The 22,782-nt window shown below is 55.0% G+C and carries 19 protein-coding genes; 7 read left to right on the top strand and 12 right to left on the bottom strand.

Features of this window, described 5'->3' with window-relative positions; all coding sequences use genetic code 11:
* Positions 1-60: 60 nt before the first annotated feature.
* The 5 genes from urtA to JTM80_RS08185 form a co-directional block, all read right to left on the bottom strand.
* Positions 61-1,389 (bottom strand): urea ABC transporter substrate-binding protein, encoded by a 1,329-nt coding sequence (gene urtA / locus JTM80_RS08205; RefSeq protein ID WP_172358532.1) that lies wholly within the window; start codon positions 1,387-1,389, stop codon positions 61-63.
* 266 nt (positions 1,390-1,655) lie between these two features.
* Positions 1,656-2,006, bottom strand: a complete 351-nt coding sequence (locus tag JTM80_RS08200; protein ID WP_205370953.1) for a hypothetical protein — start codon at positions 2,004-2,006, stop codon at positions 1,656-1,658.
* A gap of 236 nt (positions 2,007-2,242) precedes the next feature.
* Positions 2,243-2,740: a DUF3124 domain-containing protein gene (locus tag JTM80_RS08195; RefSeq protein ID WP_205370952.1), complete on the bottom strand. Its 498-nt coding sequence runs from the start codon at positions 2,738-2,740 to the stop codon at positions 2,243-2,245.
* Between the two features lie 216 nt (positions 2,741-2,956).
* On the bottom strand, positions 2,957-3,574 hold the full coding sequence (gene ureG, locus JTM80_RS08190; RefSeq protein ID WP_172358535.1) for an urease accessory protein UreG: 618 nt from the start codon (positions 3,572-3,574) through the stop codon (positions 2,957-2,959).
* Between the two features lie 124 nt (positions 3,575-3,698).
* Positions 3,699-5,009 carry a TAXI family TRAP transporter solute-binding subunit gene (locus JTM80_RS08185; RefSeq protein ID WP_172358536.1) on the bottom strand — a complete coding sequence of 437 codons (1,311 nt, stop codon included), beginning with the start codon at positions 5,007-5,009 and terminating at the stop codon, positions 3,699-3,701.
* A 212-nt stretch (positions 5,010-5,221) separates the two neighbouring features.
* Between JTM80_RS08185 and JTM80_RS08180 the strand changes: the two genes are divergently transcribed.
* From JTM80_RS08180 to JTM80_RS08170, 3 genes are all read left to right on the top strand, one after another.
* On the top strand, positions 5,222-6,112 hold the full coding sequence (locus JTM80_RS08180; protein ID WP_205370950.1) for a GGDEF domain-containing protein: 891 nt from the start codon (positions 5,222-5,224) through the stop codon (positions 6,110-6,112).
* Positions 6,113-6,184: 72 nt separating this feature from the next.
* Entirely contained in the window at positions 6,185-6,691 is a 507-nt protein-coding gene (locus JTM80_RS08175) for a molybdenum cofactor biosynthesis protein MoaE (RefSeq protein ID WP_205371318.1), read from the top strand.
* Between the two features lie 160 nt (positions 6,692-6,851).
* Positions 6,852-9,368 carry a 5'-nucleotidase C-terminal domain-containing protein gene (locus JTM80_RS08170; RefSeq protein ID WP_172358538.1) on the top strand — a complete coding sequence of 839 codons (2,517 nt, stop codon included), beginning with the start codon at positions 6,852-6,854 and terminating at the stop codon, positions 9,366-9,368.
* 83 nt (positions 9,369-9,451) lie between these two features.
* On the opposite strand, the gene ctpB is transcribed toward JTM80_RS08170, so the two are convergent.
* The gene (ctpB, locus tag JTM80_RS08165) at positions 9,452-10,792 is read right to left on the bottom strand and encodes a carboxyl-terminal processing protease CtpB (RefSeq protein WP_172358539.1); all 1,341 of its coding nucleotides are present in this window, start codon (positions 10,790-10,792) and stop codon (positions 9,452-9,454) included.
* A gap of 1,542 nt (positions 10,793-12,334) precedes the next feature.
* Here ctpB and JTM80_RS08160 point away from each other — a divergent pair.
* Positions 12,335-14,407, top strand: coding sequence for an NAD(P)H-quinone oxidoreductase subunit 5 (locus JTM80_RS08160; RefSeq protein ID WP_205370948.1), 2,073 nt, complete (start codon positions 12,335-12,337; stop codon positions 14,405-14,407).
* Positions 14,408-14,646: 239 nt separating this feature from the next.
* Positions 14,647-16,239 (top strand): photosynthetic/respiratory NAD(P)H-quinone oxidoreductase subunit D1, encoded by a 1,593-nt coding sequence (gene ndhD1, locus JTM80_RS08155; RefSeq protein WP_172358541.1) that lies wholly within the window; start codon positions 14,647-14,649, stop codon positions 16,237-16,239.
* 153 nt (positions 16,240-16,392) lie between these two features.
* Here the strand turns inward: ndhD1 and JTM80_RS08150 are convergent, their stop codons facing one another.
* Positions 16,393-16,848, bottom strand: a complete 456-nt coding sequence (locus JTM80_RS08150) for a Fur family transcriptional regulator (protein WP_172358542.1) — start codon at positions 16,846-16,848, stop codon at positions 16,393-16,395.
* Between the two features lie 173 nt (positions 16,849-17,021).
* Positions 17,022-17,753: a hypothetical protein gene (locus tag JTM80_RS08145; RefSeq protein WP_172358543.1), complete on the bottom strand. Its 732-nt coding sequence runs from the start codon at positions 17,751-17,753 to the stop codon at positions 17,022-17,024.
* A 273-nt stretch (positions 17,754-18,026) separates the two neighbouring features.
* Between JTM80_RS08145 and JTM80_RS08140 the strand changes: the two genes are divergently transcribed.
* Positions 18,027-18,419, top strand: coding sequence for a hypothetical protein (locus JTM80_RS08140; RefSeq protein ID WP_172359115.1), 393 nt, complete (start codon positions 18,027-18,029; stop codon positions 18,417-18,419).
* Positions 18,420-18,444: 25 nt separating this feature from the next.
* Here the strand turns inward: JTM80_RS08140 and JTM80_RS08135 are convergent, their stop codons facing one another.
* From JTM80_RS08135 to upp, 3 genes are all read right to left on the bottom strand, one after another.
* Positions 18,445-18,723, bottom strand: coding sequence for a YggT family protein (locus tag JTM80_RS08135; protein WP_172358544.1), 279 nt, complete (start codon positions 18,721-18,723; stop codon positions 18,445-18,447).
* 191 nt (positions 18,724-18,914) lie between these two features.
* Positions 18,915-19,220, bottom strand: a complete 306-nt coding sequence (locus JTM80_RS08130; RefSeq protein ID WP_068510187.1) for a hypothetical protein — start codon at positions 19,218-19,220, stop codon at positions 18,915-18,917.
* Between the two features lie 152 nt (positions 19,221-19,372).
* Positions 19,373-20,023 (bottom strand): uracil phosphoribosyltransferase, encoded by a 651-nt coding sequence (gene upp / locus JTM80_RS08125; protein ID WP_068510184.1) that lies wholly within the window; start codon positions 20,021-20,023, stop codon positions 19,373-19,375.
* 676 nt (positions 20,024-20,699) lie between these two features.
* Here upp and JTM80_RS08120 point away from each other — a divergent pair.
* Positions 20,700-20,939, top strand: coding sequence for a TIGR02450 family Trp-rich protein (locus tag JTM80_RS08120; protein ID WP_172358545.1), 240 nt, complete (start codon positions 20,700-20,702; stop codon positions 20,937-20,939).
* Between the two features lie 39 nt (positions 20,940-20,978).
* On the opposite strand, the gene ftsZ is transcribed toward JTM80_RS08120, so the two are convergent.
* Complete coding sequence (ftsZ, locus tag JTM80_RS08115; protein WP_172358546.1) at positions 20,979-22,187, bottom strand: cell division protein FtsZ; 1,209 nt, start codon at positions 22,185-22,187, stop codon at positions 20,979-20,981.
* Positions 22,188-22,782 lie beyond the last annotated feature (595 nt).

The raw sequence follows: 22,782 nt of genomic DNA, 5'->3' as shown, positions 1-22,782 counted from the left end.
AGGTAAAGAAACTCTCGCGGGCCACGCCCGCGAGAAATCTAAGAAACCAGTGACCTATCTCTAGATCTGGAACTTGCCCGGATCGCTGACATCGGTTCTCGTCCAATCGCAGGCAAAGCCCTTGGTTTCTGCAACGTATTGGTTCCAAGGCACCGGATCGACCGGGGCGGGCGTGGAATAGACAATTTCAAACAGGCCGTCATCCCGCACTTCACCAATCCGAACCGTCTTGGAAATGTGGTGATTGGGGAACATCTTCACCGGGCCGTGGGGCGCGGCAAATTCTTGACCGTAGGCAGCAGAGCGCACTGCTTCTAGGTCAGTCGGTGTGCCCTCTGCGCCAGCTTTTTCAACTGCCTGCTTCCAGATGTTGACAGAGATGTAGCCCGCTTCCATCGGGTCGTTGGTCACACGATTGTCGCCATACTTGGCTTTGAAGGCATCCACAAACTTCTTGTTTTCGGGCGAATCGACCGTCATAAAGTAGTTCCAGGCAGCAGCATGGCCAAGCAAGTATTCCTTGCCGATGGCCTGCACTTCTTCTTCTGCGATACTCACCGACATGGTGGGATACTTGTCCGGTGTGAGGCCTGCGCCTTGCAGTTGCTTGAAGAAGGCCACGTTGCTGTCGCCGTTCAGCGTGTTGTAGATGACACCGCCGTTGGGCAGAGCCGAACGAATCTTGGCGATAATCGGCGCAACTTCAGTGTTGCCCAGGGGTAGGTAGTCTTCGCCAACCACCGTGCCGCCCTTGGCAGCCACTTGGGCTTTGATAATCGTGTTGGCGGTACGGGGGAACACGTAGTCCGAGCCGACCAGATAGAATTCCTTGCCCTTGTTTTCCAGCAGCCAGTCCACCGACGGCTCGATTTGCTGGTTAGGCGCAGCACCCGTATAGAAAATGTTCTTGGAGCATTCCTGCCCTTCATACTGCACCGGGTAGAACAGCATGTGGTTCTTTTCTTCAAACACGGGCAGCACCGCTTTGCGGCTGGCAGAAGTCCAGCAGCCAAAGATAACGACGACCTGATCTTGATCAATCAGCTTGCGGGCTTTTTCGGCAAAGGTGGGCCAATCCGACGCGCCGTCTTCAACGATAGGGATAATCTGCTTACCCAGCACGCCGCCTGATGCGTTAATTTCATCGATGGCAAGCAGCGTAGAATCGACCACCGACTTCTCAGAGATGGCCATCGTGCCGCTGAGCGAGTGGAGGACACCCACCTTGATGCCATCCCCTGAAGCAGGAGTCGTTGGCGAAGATGCATCCGCAGCAGGGGAACTTGCCGTAGTGGTAGTAGAGGGAGCACAGGCCTTGAGCAACATGCTAGCTCCGAGTGCGGCGGAGCCGTAGACCATAAATTTCCGACGACCAAATAGCCTTGTCATGCAACACGTCTCCTCATCGCGAGGGGGCGAAATGAACGATTAATCATACTAGGGTGTGATGTTAGGTCTGTAGACCCTTGTCATTTGTGCTTTAGGCTACAAAACTAAAGTTCTTAAGTTTTTATAAATCTGCTTTCAGACCTTATTTCTGCACTTTGGCGGAGTCATCCCTGTCGTTTGGCTGAGTTGGCGTTTGGCTGAGTTGGCGCGGCGAGCTTTGCCTCTCTAGACCTCTTTAGACCGCTTTAGTCTAGTTCTAGCCAGCTTTATGCGTCTTTTTCGACCGCTTCTTTTCTAAGGTTGGAAATGTCCCAGGCGCGATCGCCCTCGGCTCGTCGATCTTCTGCGTCTGCCTGCAAAATGCGCTCCAGGTCTTGGGCCAACTGGCGCGATCGCGCAATCAGAGCGGTGTCATCGTCTTCCATCGCAGCTACATCACGCAGCGCCTCTTCATCGTGCTGTTTGAAAATTTTCGCGGTCCGATGCGCCCGATAGGAGCGCACGCCCATCAGTTTGAGCGCTTCTACACCCAGATCTAGTGCGGAGCTAAAGGTTTCCCGCTGGATCACGTCTACGCTGTTGCGGATGAGTTCGTAGGCATGGCGGCGATCGCCCAAACAAGATCAAGGATACGGTTTGGGTTGCCCATGCGCTTGATTGAGGAACGCTATCGATTCTAGGGCATTCTTAATTAGGACTTACGCAGTTGGACAATTTCTCGCGGGCTACGCCCGCGAGAAATTGTCCAGACCCCAGAAAGCTTATTGCAAGTGCGTAAGTCTCATCAATCCCAAAGATAATCTTAAGAAGAAACGGCTTCGTTTGATGCAGCATTGCGGCAGCCGAATTAGCACTACGGCGCAACGTCCCGCTGTTTCACCACTCGCCCAGGGCTGACAAAAGAAATGCCCTGAGAAGACGAAGTGCTGATCATGACCGCTTCAATCACGGGTTCTGAAACAGCCGTTTCTGCTACCCAGTCCACCAAAAAGTTTGCGCCCGCGCCGCCGCTCACATCGTTTGCTGCCACAAAAAAGCTGACCGAAGCCAGCGGCCCCAGTTTCGATGGCTCCGTAATATCCTGACGAATCATCTCACCCTCAGAGTCGAAGTAGCGCACGGCAGTAATGATAATGGCGTGTTCTGCATCGGTATTGCGAATGCTCAGCGTGGCCGACAGGTTGACCGCATTGCGCGGGTTGTTATGATGATAGATGTGCGAATAGACCGGAACATAAACCGTCTGTCCGTCGATGATTTTCTCAGGATTTAGAAAGACGGGTTGAAGCGTTGCCTCTTGCTGAACGATCGTCGCTGGCAGTTGCTCTGGCGGCTGGGTGGAACAGGTCATCCCTGTCATCGCCAGAAGGATTCCGCAGATCGCTGATAGGAATTTCGCTGGTTTACCGGAGCGCATCTTTTTGCGAGTTTTTGAGATCTGCTTTGAGACTTGTCACCACGTTCTTGCTTGCGTTCGAGATACAGTGCCTTCTGCTTGTTGCTATTATTGCGGAATTCTGGTTCAAATTCCGTTCTTGGGGAGCGATCGCCCTCATCCTCATTCCGTTCAAGCCGACGGTTGCAAAGACGGTTTGCCCATGTGCAGCTCAATAAACTGCACAATAGTTTCTAGCTCCTGATTGATCTTCAGATTTGTAAAGACAAACGGCTTGTTGCCGCGCATCTTGCGGGCATCGCGCTCCATCACGCCCAAGTCTGCCCCCACCAGCGGAGCTAGGTCGATTTTGTTAATCACCAGCAGGTCAGATTTCGTAATGCCCGGGCCGCCCTTTCGGGGAATCTTGTCCCCAGCGGCCACATCGATCACGTAGATCGTCAAATCCACCAGTTCCGGGCTGAAGGTAGACGCGAGGTTGTCGCCGCCGCTTTCCACAAAGATTAAATCAGGCTGAAACTGCCGCTCTAGCTGTTCGATCGCCACCAAGTTAATCGAGGCATCTTCGCGAATCGCCGTGTGGGGACAGCCGCCCGTTTCCACGCCCACGATGCGATCGCCCGTCAGCGCCTCACTCCGCACCAAAAACTGCGCGTCTTCCTTCGTATAGATATCATTCGTCACCACCGCTAGGCTATACGTCTCCCGCATCGCCTTACACAAGCGATCAACCAAAGCCGTCTTTCCAGAACCCACAGGGCCAGCAATACCAACACGAAAAGTATTCATCAGAGTCTCTTTTATCGCTCTTCGTTCTTCTTTTTTCGTTCTTCTTTTTTCGTTCTTCGTTCTTCTTTTTTCGTTCTTCGTTCTTCTTTTTTCGTTCTTCGCTCTTCGCTCCCACCCAAATCTATCATCGTCGCATTTCTGGTTTCTGATCTTTGTAATCCATCGCACGACTCATCAACAATTCTCGATGGCGAATCGTGCTGAGGACCACATCCCAGGGAAAGGTAAAAGACTGAAACGAAGCCTGGGAGATGCGGTCGGTGTCAAGGTCGGTCACGACTTTGTGAAACATTTCAAATAGAGCCTGGCGCAGAGATTCCAGTTCCTCCGGGGTGCTTGCCTGTTCTACTTTTTCGAGCAGCGCCAGCACCTTGAGGTTGTACATATCAGCACGATTTTTCTGGCGTTCATCCAGCCAGCGGCGAAATTGCCACAGACTAGACGCAGCTAGCACCGCAAAGGACAGCAGAAAGCCCATGACCTCGGCATATTCCACCAAAAAGGCGGGTTCGTCCTGGTTGTAATAATCGCGAGCGCCAGGATGCAGCGACAGACCCAGATTTTCGCGGGCATCGGGCAGGCGCATGAGCGCAGCACGGGGATACTGGCTGACCAGTTCGTTGCGAAATTCAAACAGGGTTTGGGTAATCACTTTGGCGATCGCTGGTTCCAGATCCCGCCGCGTTACCAAAATCGCTCGCAGCCCCACAGCGGGAATATCTTCGTCAGGAATCGGCAGCGCCCCGTCGTAGGTGCCTTTGGGAATTTCGCTGGCTTCCAGCACGGGCAGCGTCAGCCGCATGGATTCCGCCTGGTCGATCGGCACGAGCTGCGCCTGGGTGCGCTGGAGCAGACCCCGCACCGAAGGGCTACCCAATGCAATCACACGAAACAGCGCGTCGATCTCGCCCGCTTGCAGCTTTTCGTAAGATTCGGCGGTAGTCATGGGCAGCGGGCGAAAGTCGCTGTCCATAAGGTTGTAGTGGGTCTGGAAGTGCTTGAAGATGGGGTAGGAGCCGCTGCCCTGGGGCGGAACAGCGACCCGCTTGCCGCGCAGGTCGGTGAACTGGCGAATGTTGGCGCTGGGCGCGGCAATTAGGTGGCAGATTTCGGGAAACAGGTAGGCGATCGCCTGCACAGACGGGTCTAGCGACGTGTCGCCTTGGATAATGCCTAAATCCGCTTCGCTCTCAGCCAGCAGTTTCGCATTTTGCAGGGAGCCGTCGGTTTCCAGCACGCGAATCTGAATCTTGGGTTCGTGGGCAGCGACCACGCTCGACAGCGCCGTAGCAAAGGCGTAGTATTCTCCGTCTGCGTTGCCCGTGGCAATGGTGAGCGAATAGACCCGCTGCCGCTCGATCGTCCACTGGGCCGCAAAGGCGATCGCTCCCAACACGCTCAGCACCACAATTGGAATTGCAAACTTACTCTGCATAGGCTCTGACCGAATGAGATAATACTCGATCCAATAGGGCAACGACCCGACGAACACCAGATGACAGAAGTGGCCACCTACAGTTCTAAATGCGTTGAATCGAAAGCTGCTTGCATTCTTGACCGCCTTTGCTGACCGAACTGAACTCGGTGGACTAGCTTTAGAGACTTGCCTTAAAGACTTGACAATGACTCCAGAAAACATCTCAACCCATGAGAATTGAGCAGGGCAATTGGATTGAGCAGATCGCGCATCAACCAATCTGGGTTCAGGTTGCAGTTTACACGCTGACCGTGCTGACGATTGGTCGGCTAGATCATCTCCTGGGTTCAGATATCGTGCTGTCCCTGTTCTACCTAATTCCCATCGCCTGGGCAGCTTGGTGTTCGCCGCAACCCGTTGCTCTCTATACCACGTTACTTAGTTTTCTGGTAATCTTCCTTGTAGCCGAGTATTCCAGTGGATTTGTCTACACTGAAACAATTAGTTCCCTCTGGCGGAGCGTCACGGAACTCGGGTTTTTTCTTGTCACCAGCACGCTGATCACGAAACTTCGCAAAACACAGGATCGGCTCCGCTGGCTGTCTAGCATGGACGAGCTAACCCATGCAATCAATGTTCGCGTGTTTACCGAGAAGCTGGCGCAGAAAATCGAGCGATCGCGCCGCTATGCTCGCCCGTTCGCCATTGCCTATCTCGATCTGGATAACTTCAAGCAGGTCAACGATCAGGGGGGGCATCTGGAGGGCGATCGCATTCTAAAGCTCGTGTCTCAGGTGGTTCGAGACAGCATCCGCAAGACCGACCTGCTTGCCAGACTCGGCGGGGACGAATTTGCCCTGCTGCTTCCTGAAACCGATCTCAGCGCTGCCAAGACTGCCATTTCCCGAATTCAGACACAGCTTGCAATCACCATGCAGGCAGAGCAAAGCCCTATCACCGTTAGTATTGGCGTTGTAGTTTGTACCCAGCCGCCCTCTTCCCAGACCATGCTGATTCACTATGCTGACCAGCTTATGTATCAGGTTAAGCACAGGGGCAAAAACGCCGCCCAGTTTGCGATGTATCCCAACGCGAACGCCCCACGGCATAATAGCGAGTAATGCTTGCAATTTCTTGAGGCGGCTGTCCTAAAACGACTTTTCTGAGTGACTTTTCTGAATGAGTGCGCCAATATGAGTGCGATCGCCCCTTCTGCCAGTGCCTTTGCCAGCCGCCCCGCCGCTCCCCACCCCAGCGACCACTTCGCAATCACGTTTGCGCCCCTGTCGCTGCCAGAGATTTATGACCTGGCCGATGACCCGGCCAATGGCGCAGTGGTGGTCATGAGCGGCATGGTGCGTCAGGAAACCGACGGCAAGCCCGTCATCGCGCTGGAATACCAGGCCTATGAGCCGATGGCGCTGAAGGTGTTTCAGCAAATCGCCGCCGAAATTCGCGCCACCTGGCCCGATGTGAGTCATGTCATCATCCATCACCGCACAGGCAAGCTGGTCGTTGGCGAAATCAGCGTGCTGGTTGCCGTGGGCTGTCCCCATCGTGCCGAAGCCTTCGCCGCCTGCCAGTACGCCATCGACACGCTGAAACACAACGCCCCCATCTGGAAAAAGGAACACTCGGCAGACGGCTCCACCAGTTGGGTCAGCATTGGCGCGTGCGAACAGTCGCCCACAGGCTGTTAGGAAAAAGCCCAGATGTCGTGTCTAGGGTCACCTTAAGGAAGGTTAATCATCCAATTACGAGACGTTAATAACGAGATTAAACTCGCTTAATCTCGCCGTGGGATCGTTTGTGAGGCATTCATTTATCATCGAGCGCCTCCAAATCGCTTCAACAAAACCTATGGCTTTTCAACTGCAAATTCTGCACGCTTCCGACATGGAAAGCGGTCTCCCGGCTTTCACCGATGCGGTTAATTTCTCTACAGTGATTAACGCGCTGAAGGATGACTACACCAACACCATAATCTTGTCTTCGGGTGATAACTACATTCCTGGCCCCTTCTTCTCTTCTGGGAGCGATCGCGCTCTCCGAAAAACCACCTCATCCCCTGCTCCCGGCGATGACTATACGTTCCGCGAGGGAGTCGGGCGCGTCGATATTGAAATCCTCAACCAGATGGGATTTCAGGCTTCTGCCTTGGGCAACCACGAATTTGACCTGGGTGAATCGACCGTTGTATCTCTAATTCGGCGCGATCGCGAATATCGGGGCACGGTTTTTCCCTACCTCAGCAGCAACCTGAACTTCACCGATCCCAATCCGGGAGACGATGGCACTCCCAGCCAAGACTTTGTGCTAGAAGATTTGGTCGTTGCGGATGGACAGCCCGCAGCCCCCAACAGCATTGCAAAAAGCACCGTGTTGACAGTCAACGGCGAACGGATTGGGGTTGTCGGCGCAACGACTCCGACATTAGGGGTCATCTCCTCACCCGGCCCAAATGTTGAAATTCTGCCGCAGCCCTTTGGCGCAAACCCCAGTGCGGCTGAGCTAGATGCCCTCGCCGTAGAAATTCAAAAATCGGTCGATGGGTTGACTGCTGCTGGCATTAACAAGATTGTGATTGTGGCGCACATGCAGCAGTTGTTCATCGAGCGGGAACTGGCCAGACGGCTGCGCGATGTAGACGTGATTATTGCGGGGGGTTCCCACACCCTGCTGGCAGACAGCACCGACCGACTGCGCCCTGGCGATACGGCAGGCGGCATTTACCCCTTGGTGGAGGACTCTCCAACTGGGCCTGTGCTGGTGGTCAACACCGACAGCAACTGGAAGTATGTCGGGCGGCTGGTGGTGGAATTTGACAACGACGGCAAAATTGACCTGTCAAAGCTCGATCCCAATGTCAATGGGGCCTATGCCACAGATACAGCCAGCGTGGCTGCGCTGACGGCCGTCAACCCCGGTGAACCCGATCCAGAAGTGGTGGATTTGCTTGGCAAGCTACGAACCATCATCAACACCAAAGACAGCAATATTTTTGGGAAGACTACAGTATTTCTCAACGGCACGCGCAATTCGGTGCGGACGGAGGAGACGAACCTGGGCAACCTGACGGCGGATGCCAACTTGTTCGTAGCAAGGCAGGTGGATTCCTCTGTGGTGATCTCGCTGAAGAATGGCGGCGGCATCCGCGACAACATCGGCGCAGTGTCCCCCACTCCGGGCGCAACCGACCCCAGCGATATCGTGACTCTCCCTCCACCAGCTAACCCGGAGGCAAATAAACAAGAAGGGGATTTGTCGCAACTGGACATCGAAAATTCGCTGCGCTTTAACAATGGCTTGAGCCTGATTACCGTCACAGCGGCACAGTTGAAGGAAGTGCTAGAGCATGGTGTTTCGGGCGTTGGGCCGGGACGAACCCCTGGCGCGTTTCCTCAAATTGGCGGCATCTCCTTTAGCTTCGATGCCAGCAAGACGGCCCAGCGACTCGCGAGCGATGGCACCGTGACCACGGCCGGAGAGCGCATCCAGTCGGCGGCGCTGACGGATGCCAATGGCAACTTTACGCAAATCATTGTTCGGAACGGTCAGCTTGTGGGCGATCCGAACCGCACCTTCCGATTGGTGACGCTCAGCTTTTTGCTGGGAACGAGTTCGCTAGATTCCAGCGGGGATGGCTATCCGTTCTTCCGGTTTGTGCGAGAAAACCCAACCCTGGCGAATCGGGTGGATTTATTAGGCGAGACGAGTATTGACCTGAACCGGAATGGCGTGATCGACGGACCAGTGAGCCTGCCGGATGGGGTGGCGACGTTTACAGATGCAGGTAGTGAGCAAGATGCGTTTGCAGAGTTTCTGGCTCAGAGCGGCACGTTTACCAAGGCAGACACGCCCGCAGAGCGCGATCGCCGCATTCAGAACCTCGGCGTTCGAGGCGACAACGTGTTTGGGGTTCAGCTTGTGGGCACCAACGGCCGCAACCGTCTTGTCGGCAGATTTGCCAACGACCTGCTGCAAGGGCTGGGTGGAGCCGACGTGCTAAACGGGCGGCAGGGCGACGATTTGTTGGAGGGTGGACGTGGGGGCGATCGCCTCAACGGTGGCCCTGGCAAAGATGTGCTGGTTGGCGGGCTAGGCCGCGATACCTGCATTGGCGGAGCGGGCGCAGATACCTTTGTGCTGACGCGCGGCGCTGGGTTCGACACAATCGTGGACTACAAAGACGGCGTAGACAAGATCGGTCTGTCGGGCAATTTGCGCTTCGGCAATCTGCGCTTTACCGATACCACTCGCGGTGTTCAGATCCGGGCTGGTAATGACCTGCTGGCGGAGTTGCTAGGCGTGCGAGCCAGTGCGCTCAACCGCACCGACTTTGTGACCACGTTTGCGACCGCAGAGACGTTCGCTTGATGCGGGTCTGAAGCCAGCCTATAAAAGCGCATAAGAGGCACGGCGCGATGCGCCGTGCCTTTTGCATTTGCGAGGTGCTGCGTTTAGTTGCTCATGCGGGGGGCGCGGGGGGCACTGGCCCGCTGAGCGGGAATCGGACGGGCAGGCTGGGCTGCAATCGTAGACCGGAGAACGGCGATCGCCCGCACATACTGGGGATCGCTCTGGCTGCCAACCGAGGTGGGGTTTGCGGCAAGCTGCTGGCGCTGGCTATCGGTCAGGTTGACCTGCACATTGGGCGTGATCCCGCGCTGGCTGATGTCCGTGCCGTTGGGGGTGTAGTAATGGGCGATCGTCACCGCCAGACCAGACCCATCCGACAGCGAATGCACCGACTGCACCAGCGCTTTGCCAAAGGTCTTGGTGCCGACGATCGTGGCCCGCCGATTGTCCATCAGCGCCCCCGTCAGGATTTCGCTGGAACTGGCAGAACTGCCGTCCACCAACACGACCAGCGGCAAGTCCGTCAGCGCCGTGCGATTGGCCCGAATCCGCTCGTTCGCCCCGTACCGATCCACCGTGCGGACAATCAGTCCATTGCCCAACCACTGACGCGAGATGTCGATACTGGCCTGCAGCAACCCTCCTGGATTGCCCCGCAGATCCAGCACAAAGCCCTGCACCTGCTGGCTCAGCAAGTCCTCAATCGCCCGATGCATTTGTTCTGCCGAGTGGGCGCTGAATTCAGTCAGGCGGATATACCCTACGCGAGTGCCCTGCTCTTGTTTCAAGGTGTAGTGGACATTGGGAAGCTCAATGCGGGCCCGCGTTAGCGTCAGGTCGGTCGCCTCTTCCGACTGTCGTTGCAGCCGCAAAACGATGCGCGTGCCGACCTCACCCCGAATGCGATTCGAGGCTTCTTCCAGCGTCATCCCCTCGGTCGAAACGCCATCAATCGACAAAATGCGATCGCCCACCTGTATGCCCGCTCGCGCCGCCGGAGAGTTGGGGATTGGCTCTACCACAGTAATCGCGCCCGTTTGCTCGTCTGCCTGAAGCCGAATGCCCACACCTGACAGTTCTCCAGAGGTCTGACTCGTTAGCACTTCAAACTGGCGCGGGTCCATGAAACGGGTATAGGGATCTCGTAGTCGCTGGAGGGCGCGGCGCAATGCATTGTAAGCCTCTTCCCGCGAACTGTAGGAGGCGCTGAGCAGTTCGTGGCGCACTGCCAGCCAGTCCACCTGGTTAAACGTGCTGTCTACATACTCCCGATTCACGATTTGCCACGCCTCATCAAGCAGGGCCTTGGGGCTGTCCTGAAGCGTAGCGTTCACAGCCGAACTGAACACGGGGGTCAGCAGCGAAACCGTAGCGGCTGCGGCAACAGTTCCACCAAAAAGAGCGGCATTGAGCAAACGAGAGCGGTTGAAAAAGCGGCGCATGGGCAGTAACCGGGATAGAGGGGGACAGGAAAGCGTAGGGATTCAATACGCGGCCACACGCTGGATTCGCCAGCACGGCAGGATGCGTGTGCTAATTCAGTTTTGAAGCCTGGTTTAGTTTGGAGTCTGGCTTAGCTTGGGACTGGCTTAGACAGGACAGATGCTTAAACCACAGATGCTTAAACCTCCGGAACAAACGGTTGGGCACCTCGATTAATTGCCTTATTGAGAACTTTAGGAGCCTGAAACCCTTGTTTTCTCGTAGCCATTCTCAAGAGGATCTGAATCTTTCGAGGTGCCCTGTTGAATACCTGGGTAAAACAAGGGCGAAACAGGAATGGTGAAACAGAAAACGCTGCTCCCTCCATAACTTCTTGGGCAAACCCTATAGACGGGTTCATCGAGACTGCGGTTGCAGGCGACGGCAGCCAGCCCCGAACCGCATTGCCTCATACCACTGCATACATCCAGTTGCTCCCAGTCCAGAGTCCTGTCGAGGATAGTGGCTGTAGACGATTTAAGCCATTTCTTCATCTATCTAAAGGTAGCTCGTTTGGGAGATTTTGGGAGTAACAAAAATCACTAGATAGCTTCAGTAAATCAGGCACCGAGCCAAGCTATCCCTGAGTCAGTGCCAACGATATGCACAAAACACAGCCCATGCGGTTTTGAATACAACTTTTAGACACAACCCGCCACGCACACAACCTTGTACGCAGTAGATTATGTCAGATGCGCCCTCACCTGAAGAAATTTCCAAATCAACATGGGCGATCGCCCTTAGAGCCGTCGGTTGCAAAGAACACAACAACCCTAAGATCGCGCCAGTCCTGCAACCACCCTACCTCAGAGAAACCTGCCTCAGAACAGTACAGTTTTCATTAATACTCCTGCACAAAACGGGTAGAAGCACCGAATACTGAGCATATTTAGAAGACTCAGACCCACCTAGCCGAATGCATTTACCAGACGCAATGGAAAAAATATATCCGCACCAAATATTCCGCACCAAATATACTGGGTTTCCGCTACTTTAACCCTAGTTCCCCCCGATCTTCCAGCATCCTTTGAGGAAATTTAACGAAGCCTGAGCGCGTGCAGACGGGCGATCGCCCCTAAAATTCCATGCCAACCTGTAAATTTGCCCTAATGCGCTGTATCGCTCGCAATTCTGAGTCGTCTATAGCAAGGTTTCAGCCAGTCTTCATCAAGTCGTACGGCTGTCGAATAAAAACGGGAGAAATTTTAATAGCGTGTCGAACAATACAGGGAAGAATGGGGCAGTATGTGATCTATGACGATTAGGTTCTGACAGGTGATCTGGACAGACTATCCGAGAGATTAACTGAATGCAACTGTGACTGAATGCAGTGGATGATGCGAAGTCAGGTAGCTCATTCGGAATTGGGTGAGGAATCGAGTCTGACACCATCGCAGCCCCATTCTTGACAAAACCTTCAGAAACACCTCCACTCCGCCAGTCTGTGTCAAAATGTAAGCGGTTTTGCCCGATTTGAAAAAAAGCTTGAAGTAGGCTTCATCATGGAATCCCTCTACGCATATGCCTGGCTTATCCCAGTGTTGCCCCTGGCAGGGGCGATGATTTTGGGGCTAGGTCTAATTTCTTCCAGCGGTTTCGCCAAGCAGTTTCGCAAGCCCAGTTCGGTGTTCATTGTCTCGCTGACGGGCACTGCAATGGTTCTCTCCTTTGCCCTGCTGTGGAGCCAGATTCAAGGACACCCGACCTACGAACGCTCGATTGAGTGGGCATCGGCGGGCGATTTTCACCTATCGATGGGCTATATCGTTGATCACCTGACGGCGCTGATGCTGGTGATTGTGACGACGGTGGCCTTTTTGGTGATGCTCTACACCGATGGCTATATGGCTCATGATCCAGGCTATGTCCGGTTCTATGCCTACCTCAGCCTGTTTAGCTCGTCGATGCTGGGGCTGGTGATTAGCCCAAACTTGGTGCAGATTTACATCTTCTGGGAGCTGGTGGGGATGTGTTCCTACCTGCTGATCGGCTTCTGGTATGACCGTAAAGCGGCTGCCGATGCCTGCCAGAAGGCGTTTGTGACGAACCGGGTGGGCGACTTTGGGCTGCTGCTGGGGATACTGGGCTTATACTGGGCGACAGGCAGCTTTGAGTTTGAGGTGATTGGCGATCGCCTCCAGGATCTCGTCCAGTCGGGTGCGCTTAGCGGGGCGATCGCAGCGCTGTTTGCGGTGCTGGTGTTCCTTGGCCCAGTGGCAAAGTCGGCCCAGTTTCCGCTGCACGTTTGGCTGCCGGACGCGATGGAAGGCCCCACCCCCATTTCGGCACTGATCCACGCAGCAACGATGGTGGCGGCGGGTGTCTTCCTGATTGCTCGCATGTTCCCCGTGTTTGAGCATATCCCCACCGCCATGAACGTGATTGCCTATACGGGCGCAGTCACGGCATTTTTAGGAGCCAGCATCGCCATCACGCAAAACGATATCAAGAAGGGTCTGGCTTATTCCACGATGTCCCAGCTTGGCTATATGGTCATGGGCATGGGCGTGGGAGCCTACACAGCCGGACTCTTTCACCTGATGACCCATGCCTACTTCAAAGCAATGCTGTTCCTCGGCTCTGGTTCTGTGATCCACGGCATGGAGGGGGTGGTAGGACACGACCCCGTGCTGGCGCAGGATATGCGACTGATGGGCGGTCTGCGGAAGTATATGCCGATTACCGCCACGACCTTCTTGATTGGCACGCTGGCGATCGCCGGAATTCCCCCGTTGGCTGGCTTCTGGTCAAAGGACGAAATTCTAGGAGCCACCTTCCGGGCAAACCCGGCGCTGTGGGCCGTTGGATTTCTGACGGCGGGGATCACAGCGTTCTACATGTTCCGCATGTACTTCAGCACCTTTGAGGGCGAGTTTCGCGGTACTAGCACGGAGATCAAGCGCAAGCTAAAAAACGAGCAGCTTCAAAAGCTGGGTCTGGCTTTTGGCCCCGGTGCAATGAACCCGCTGGAGCTAACGGCGGAGACTCATGCCGAAGATCACGAGGCTCACGACGACCACGGACACCACGCCAGCGAGCCGCACGAGTCGCCAATTACGATGACGCTGCCGCTGATGGTGCTGGCCATTCCGTCGATGCTGATCGGGCTGGTAGGCACGCCGTTCAAGAATTACTTCGAGGAATTCATCCATGCCCCTGGTGAGGTGATCCACGAAGCCGAGACAGTGGACTGGGGCGAATTTCTGACGATGGGCGGTAGCTCAGTGGCGATCGCCCTCGGCGGCATTGCCCTAGCGACAGCCATGTACCTGCTCAAGAAAATCGACCCATCGGCGATCGCCGACAAGATCCAGCCGCTCTATCAGCTTTCACTCAATAAGTGGTACATCGACGACATCTACAACGCTGTGTTCGTGCAGGGCAGCCGTCGTCTGGCCCGGCAGGTGCTAGAAGTAGACGTGCGGATTGTGGATGGGCTGGTAAACCTGACGGGCTTTGTCACGCTGGTCACGGGCGAAGCGCTGAAATATCTGGAAAGCGGCAGGGTGCAGTTCTACGCGCTGATCGTCTTTGGCGCGGTGCTGGGGCTAGTGCTGGTTTCCGGGATTACCTGAAGTTGACACAGGGCGGAGGGCGATCGCTCTCCGCTTCTGCCTTATCCCTTTTTGGGAAATCTGCCGCCTGAGTGAGCCGCCCAAGTTACTTGAGTGAATCGTCCAATCTTCGATCATTAATCGCAGTTGGGTTGCAAGCGAGATTGCAAGTTAAAAGCTAATCCTTTCAGATTCTTTCAGATTTTTCCAGGAAACTTACTCAGAAACCTGCTCCGAACGTTTGAAATCTAAATTTCTACATGAATACTGCTGAATTTCCCTGGCTAACAACCATCATCCTATTGCCTGTCCTCGCATCACTAGCGATCCCGGTTCTTCCCGATAAAGACGGAAAAACCGTCCGCTGGTACGCCCTCATCATCGGACTGATCGACTTTGCGCTGACGGTCTACGCCTTCTATACCCAATACGACTTCAGCCGTTCTGAGTTGCAACTGGTCGAGAGCTATTCCTGGGTGTCTTCGCTAGACCTGCGCTGGTCAGTGGGGGCAGACGGACTCTCGATGCCGCTAATTCTGCTGACCAGCTTTATCACCACGCTGGCGATTCTGGCATCCTGGCCCGTAACGCTGAAGCCGCGCCTGTTTTACTTTCTGATGCTGGCGATGTACGGCGGACAGATTGCGGTGTTTGCCGTGCAGGATATGCTGCTGTTCTTCCTGGTGTGGGAACTGGAGCTAATCCCGGTGTACTTGCTGCTGTCTATTTGGGGCGGCAAGAAGCGGCTCTACGCAGCCACTAAGTTCATTCTGTATACGGCGGGTGGGTCGCTGTTCATCCTGGTGGCGGCGCTGGCGATGGCATTCTATGGCGATACGGTCACCTTTGACATGCGATCGCTCATGGATAAGGACTTCCCGCTGAAGTTCCAGCTTTTGGTCTACGCAGGCTTCCTGATCGCCTACGCCGTCAAGCTGCCGATTTTTCCGCTCCATACCTGGCTGCCCGATGCCCACGGCGAGGCGACGGCTCCGGTTCACATGCTGCTGGCGGGCATTCTGCTAAAAATGGGCGGCTACGCGCTGCTGCGGATGAATGTGCAGATGCTGCCGGATGCCCATGTCCGTTTTGCGCCGATTCTGGTAATTTTGGGCGTGGTTAATATTATCTACGCCGCGCTGACCTCCTTTGCCCAGCGAAACCTGAAGCGAAAAATTGCCTACTCCTCGATTTCCCACATGGGCTTCGTGCTAATTGGCTTAGCCTCCTTCACCAACCTGGGCCTGAGCGGAGCCATGCTGCAAATGGTGTCCCACGGGCTGATTGGAGCCAGCCTGTTCTTCCTAGTAGGCGCAACCTATGACCGGACACACACCCTCATCCTGGACGAGATGGGCGGCGTAGGCAAAAAAATGCCCAAGATCTTCGCCATGTTTACAGCCTGCTCGATGGCCTCGCTGGCCCTGCCGGGAATGAGCGGATTCGTCGCAGAACTGATGGTATTTGTGGGCTTTGCCACCAGCGATGCCTATGACCAGACGTTCAAAATTATCGTGATTACGCTAATGGCGGTGGGCGTGATCCTGACACCGATCTATCTGCTGTCCATGCTTCGGGAGATTTTCTATGGCCCAGAAAACCAGGAACTCGTAGAGCATGAGGTGCTGGTGGATGCCGAACCTCGCGAAGTGTTTATCATTGCGTCGCTGCTGATCCCGATTATTGGCATCGGGTTCTATCCCAAGCTGATTACGCAGATGTATGATTCTACGACTGAGCAGGTGACAGCCCAGCTTCAGGAATCCTTTGCGATCGCCGCTGCGGAGAAAGAAACCGCGACGCTTTCAAAGCAGGCGTTGCTCAAGGCTCCTGAGATTTCGTCCAATCTCTAGCCTGATCTGTCACGCCGATAGCCGTTAACAGGAAAGCCCGGAGTCTTTCAACTCTGGGCTTTTTGGCTTTTATGAGAGCTAAATCAGGAGAGCTATAGCAGAAGCCGTCAAAACCGGCAGATCAGTCCGCCCTGAACCAAATCGAAGAAGAAGCTAAATCGGAAGGAGCGATCGCTGACAGGTTGGGCAAACGGCGTGAATAATAAGCTGACAGTCGAGCAGGTGATAGCCTTCTTTCTGAGCCGTGCGGCTGCCCGTTTTCAGGATTGAGTCGTTCTTGAACTCAATCGTCTTGTTGCAGCGGACGCAGATCAGGTGATGGTGATGATAAGGCGCGGGCTGGTTGATTTCGTAGTGCTTATGACCCTCGGCCAGCTCTAGCTCCCGCAGAATGCCCATGCGGGCCATCAGCTTGAGCGTGCGATAAATCGTCGAGAGGCTAATATGATGCCCCTCCTCGTTCAACAGGTTATACAAGTCCTCAGCGCTGAGATGATTGCCCTTGGGCAAGTTCTGAAAGATCGTCAGGATCGTCTCGCGCTGAGGGGTCAAACGCCAGCCCCGCTCGTTAAGTTCAGCCTTTAGTGAGGTCGCAGTGTAGGCAGTCATAGGCACCTTTTCAATAAGGTTGCTTTATTGAGAAGGATACACAATAAATCGAGTATTTGCAAGAAAACCTGCTTATTGAGAATAATACCCACTTAGGCTTCACAAATCTTTTAGATTTCTATAACGGGAACGCCTTAAAGCAGGAGAATGGGCGGGATTTTCGTCAAAACTACTCAGAACCGGGATTCTTCTGCAGCCCAGCGCCAGTTATAGCGATTCCACTCATAAATACCCTGAATTTCGTATTCCATGCCGTTGTCAAATCGGACGCAGCAGCTTGCCTGTCGGGTTTCGGAAGCCTCTGACGTGCCTGTGGTTTCTGGTTCACTGCTGGCAGATTCGCTATTGGCGGATTCTCGCGGGGCTGGTTCATTAACGGAGATAACGGTACAGGGAAACCACTCGCGGCTGCATGGGCCGTCGTCTTGCACCCATTCCCAGAGGCTATTCGCCACCTCGATGCGATCGCCCGCCTTCAGCCGCAGCGCTGCCTCTGCATAGGCCGCCAGATGCATAGGACGCACCTGTTCTAACCAATTCAGCCCAAACTGATCGCGGACAAACTGCACCGGGCCAGAATCATTTCCTCGCAGCCAGTCATTGAGCAACTGCGCCTTCCACGATCGCCCGCTCGCTTGAGCCTCCTGCACATAGTCCAAAAACGCCCGCCGCTGATCTATCGTGAGCGCCTCCAGCGGATTGTTCAGGCTATCCTCTGGCTTGTCCCTTGGCTTGTCTCTATCAGAGACAGCAGAGTAGGACGTAGACCATGCATCTCCGTTGTCTAACTGTTGCGCCACAAGCTGCAACAACAGGCTCTGCTGTTCCAAACTCAGAGGATAGCCTTCGGCATCACAGGCATCGAAAGCGACCCTCAAAGCAGCTTCAATCTCGGCAGGGGTCATGCGCGGTTCACTCTGCTTCGCAACCGTTAACTCTGCAAGTTAACTTTGCATTATGCCACTACATCTGTAGAGTCATCTGCGAAGTCATCTAGAAAAATAGGCTGGCTAACCCCCTGTGCCCCCAGATTCAGGTACGCTGAGGGTAGCAATTTTTCCATGCCTACTCCCCAGATTTCGACCTGGATTCTGCTACTGTCTACGCTACTCCCTGCAATGATGAACTGGTTTAACTTCCGCCTCCAGCGCGTTTTCGTAATTTTCCTGGCCGTCTGTATGGCGATCGCCCCTTGGTTCTACGCGCCCACAGCCCTAGCGCTCGTGCAGATTCGGTTATTTGACCTGTCCTATCAAGTCTGCCCAGAAGAACTGGGCGAAGGCGCTGTCACCCCTGGCGGCACGAGTATGCCCGCGAGTTGCTACATCATTACGGGCAAAGCCGAAAATCCAACCAACAAGGACATCTACAACGCCGACATTTTCGGTCGTATTTACGATGCCAACGATAATCCGGTGATGCAAAACCGGACTCGACTGGGATCAATCGACGAAGTTCCGCCCGGTGTTAGCGATTTTGAACTCCGCATCAGCGTGTCCGAAAACCAGCCCACGCCGCTAAAGCTGGAGCAGTTCAAGGCAGCAGGATTTGCAGGGACTGTCCGCCGATAGCCGCTTGGGTCACCGTTTAGAAGGCTTAGAAGGCGGCATAGGCGGCGCTTTCCAGAAAGCGTCCCAAAAATTGCAGGAGAAAAATTGCCAAGATCGGCGAAAAATCAAAGCCCCCCAGTGGCGGAATCACGCGACGAAAGATGTCGAGGTAGGGGTCGGTGATTTGGCTGAGGGCGGCGAAGGGCTGGCTATACCAGTTGACGCTGGGAAACCAGGTAAGCAGGATGCGGATGATCAGGATTGTCGTGTAGATCGAGATGAAGGTGGAGAGGGACTGGGCAACCAGCATAGTAGAACCACTCATGGGCGTTTGGATGAATAATGGCGAACTAAACTCATTTAACACTCAGTTTAACCTACACGACCTGGAAGCCAGCGGGCGCTTAACGACTTCCAGGATTTCTACAGGATGAGGCTAGTTTGAATGAGGCTTTGAGGGGGCTTTTCAGAGATGGGCCTTTCAGAGATGGGCTTTTCACAAGCTTTCCAAGGGGGCTAGTAAGGGCGATCGCCCCGCACCCGTTCCATCCCTTCGACTCGGTTGCCGCCGTTCACCCCGCCCAACTGCTGGCGCACATCATCGATCGCGTCGTTGAGTTGGGCAATTTTGTCCTCTAGCCCCCGACGAGAATCCTCGCTGTTTTGCTCAGACAGGGGCAAGTGACGGTCTCCCTTTTTGCTCTCTAGCGAGTCTTGCCGCGAGAGGCGGGGCGCAACCAGCACGCCCAGCACGCCGCCTACTACGCCGCCCACAATTGCGCCGACCCAAAACCCGCCAAAGAAGTTATCTTGCTGACTCATACCCTTTCTCTCCGCGATCGCCACGAGCGGTTATTTCAGATACCCTTTAGTCTACCGTTAAGTCGATTCGTGGGCGTGTGATCGCTCTGTGGGTTTCTCAAGTCCCCATCTCACGCGCCCCTTTTTCAGCACTGTTTTTTCAGTGCCCGTCCTCAAGTGCCAAACGTGCGATCGCCCGCATCGCCCAGCCCCGGCACAATGTAGCCCCGATCGTTCAGCCCTTCGTCAATGGCCGCCGTGAAGATTGACAGCGCCGGGAAGTCTGCCCCCAGCAGTTGCAGGGCTTGGGGAGCCGCCACCACCGCCACAATCCGAATCAGCGCTGGGTCAACTCCCCGCTCCACCAGCAGCTTCAGCAGCGAATGACTAGAGCCACCCGTGGCCAGCATCGGGTCTGTCACCAGCACCCGCGTCCCCGGCGGCATCTGTTCTGGTAGCTTGTTCAGGTAGCAACTGGCTTCCAGGGTCTCTTCATTTCGCACCAGCCCCACATGATAAATCGAGGCCAGCGGCAGCAACGCCTGCGCTCCATCCAGCAGCGCCAGACCCGCCCGCAAAATTGGCACCACCACAATCGGCACTTCTGGGTCAATAAAAGTAGCAGGGCAGGGAGCCAGAGGCGTTTGCACTTCGCTTTCAGTGGTGGGCAGCCAGTCGCGGGTGGCTTCGTAGGTTAGCCAGCGCCCCAACTCGGTCATGGCGCTGCGAAACAGAACCGTAGGCGTAGATTCGTCGCGGGCAACCGAGAGCCAGTGCTTGATGAGCGGATGGGAGGGGACGTAAACGCGGAGGGTCAGGGACATGGGGGGTTGGGGGTTAGAGTTGTATCGATTTTGGATCAGGACTTACGCACTTGCGATAGGCGCTTTGGGTTCTGGACGATTTCTCGCGGGCGCAGCCCGCGAGAAATCGTCCAACTGCGTAAGTCCTATGGATTTTGGATTGGCGGTTTTAGATTGGCAATCCTGGCGATCTGAGGCTTGGTCTGGCTTCTAGTCTTGACTTTCAGGTATTTACGGAAGAGGGGGTTTACGGAAGAAGGGGCGATCGCAGCGTCTTGGTGTAGATTTTAGATTTGGCTCATCGGTCAGGTGCAATGCTAGCAGCAGGGTACAGGCGGTTTACAGTTAAAAGAGCAGCTAAAAGAACAGCAGAAAGAGCGTGATCGATGGTTCAAAAAGCTCCGAAACGGAGTATTCCTGATCGGCTTGCTTGATTTCATCGGCCGGAGCAAAAGGGATGCAAGTCTGCAATCTGGATTATCATATCAACGTTTTTTCACAGAAATTGCGCCACAGAATTGCTTTGGACGACTGCTTGGGTGTGAGATCCATGCTCCGAGGCGAAGCGGCGAATAAAGCAGCGGGTAAAGCGGCGAATAGAATTGCTGGAAGCCTGTAGACGCTCGACGGGCAATCCAAAATCGCAGCAAATCCAAAATCGCAAATCCAAAATCGAGAATCGACATGGGAGGTGGCCATGCCCAAAAAGCAAAAGTTTCCCCATTTAGTAGGGTCTAAGTGGACTTCGCTGCAAACCACTTGGGGTTGGCGACATTTTCAGGTGGTCAACCGCAAGAATGAAGGCGAGTGGGTATTCGCTGAAATGGTGGCATCGTGTGATCTCAGCGTGCGGTTTTGGATTAATGCAAAACAGCTCAAGGAGCGATCGCTCTGGCAGGCAGGCTGGCGATCGCTCCAAGAACAGTCCATTGAGTGAACCCAAAAATGAGTGAACCCAAAAATGAACCCCAAAAATCTAGCGGGTCGGCGGACGGCGACGTTGTAGGAATTCGGGAATATCCAGCCCCGGCCGCAGGCGCGGATCAGCGGAAGGCGCAGTGGGCATCGTGCCGATGGGTGGAGCAGTGACCGTGCGCTTGAGCGGAGCCACCCGGCTAGACTGCAATGCCGCCACTTCCCCTGGCGCAAAGCCCGTCGCGATGACCGTAATCTGAACTTCTCCCTGGAGGCGATCGTCAATCACCGCGCCAAAGATGATGTTGGCATTGGGATCAACCGCTTCGTAGATGATTTCGGCCGCCGCATTCACCTCATGCAGCGTCAGGTCAGAGCCGCCGCGAATATTGAACACTACGCCGCGTGCGCCATCGATGGAGGACTCCAGCAGCGGTGACGAAATGGCAGCCGTAGCCGCCTCCCGCGCCCGCGACTTGCCCGTGCCGATGCCGATGCCCATTAGGGCAGACCCCGCATCGGCCATCACCGCCCGCACGTCTGCAAAGTCCACATTCACTAAACCGGGAATGGTAATGATGTCGGAAATGCCCTGAACGCCCTGGCGCAGGATGTCGTCTGCTACACGAAAGGCATCTTGTACAGGCGTTTCGGCTGAGATAACGGTTAAAAGCTTGTCATTGGGGATGACGATGAGCGTGTCTACCCGGCTTTGCAACGCCCCGATGCCCTCTTCTGCCTGGGAGGTGCGGCGCTTGCCCTCAAAGGTAAAGGGGCGAGTCACTACGCCGACCGTCAGAGCGCCGACTTCCTTCGCGACTTCCGCCACGATGGGAGCCGCGCCCGTGCCCGTGCCGCCGCCCATGCCTGCGGTGATAAATACGAGGTCAGCGCCTTCCAGCGCGGTGGCGATTTCATCCCGCGATTCTTCGGCAGCCTTTTCACCCACTGGCGGGTGCCCGCCTGCCCCCAGCCCACGGGTCAGCTTCTTGCCAACCTGGAGGCGGTTCGGCGTGGCGGCATTGGTCAACGCCTGAGCATCGGTATTGACCGACCAAAACTCGACTCCAGAGACTTGGCTGGCAATCATGCGGTTAATCGCGTTGCAGCCGCCTCCCCCTACGCCAATGACCTTAATCCGGGCCAGGCTGCTCGGCACGATGTCGCTATATCCAGAGTCGTCTGAGAGGGACGGTTTCGTGTCGTGGCTCTGGCTTAGATGAAGCCCAGAGTTCGCGCCTGCATTGGCAAAAGGGTTCGCATTATTCATTGGTCAAAAAAGTGGCTTAATTCGTTAACCAGGCAGGAAAGCCCAGGCATTATATTTACATCAATACTACACGCGCAGTCCGCATCCACATCTCCAAATTCCACCTTTGATGGCAATTCTCTAACGTTCGCTAACGCAAAGAGGCTACGGAGCAGCGGAAATGCCTGATGCAGCCTCAGGCTCGGCGGATTTGGACATTTAGTTTGAACGGTCAACTTGAACGGTTCATTGGAACGGTTCACTGAAACGGTCGACTGGAACTATCAACTTGGACACGATCCAATTGACCGGGACTGGGAGTGGGGCTATGAGCAGTGGCTCTGGTCATTCGAGAGCGATCGCAGAACACCCCGATTATTCATGATGGAAACCCAAACCAGCCGAACGCTCAAAACCAGTGGAAATCAGAGCCAATCGCTATCGGCGTTCTATTAGCGTGATCCGTTAGCGTGATCCAAGAGATTTCTAGACGATTTCTCAGGAGGGAATGTGAGGTCTAATTCTAACTAAATATAGTGCAACTTGATTGGAAAACAAACGAAAGTTCTGGGTGAGAGCGTTGAGCCGATTTGAACCGACTGGGGCAGGGGCGCTG

The sequence above is a fragment of the Thermoleptolyngbya sp. PKUAC-SCTB121 genome (assembly GCF_016919485.1).
Lineage (GTDB): Bacteria > Cyanobacteriota > Cyanobacteriia > Elainellales > Elainellaceae > Thermoleptolyngbya > Thermoleptolyngbya sichuanensis.
This window is presented reverse-complemented; position numbering and strand designations above follow the sequence as displayed.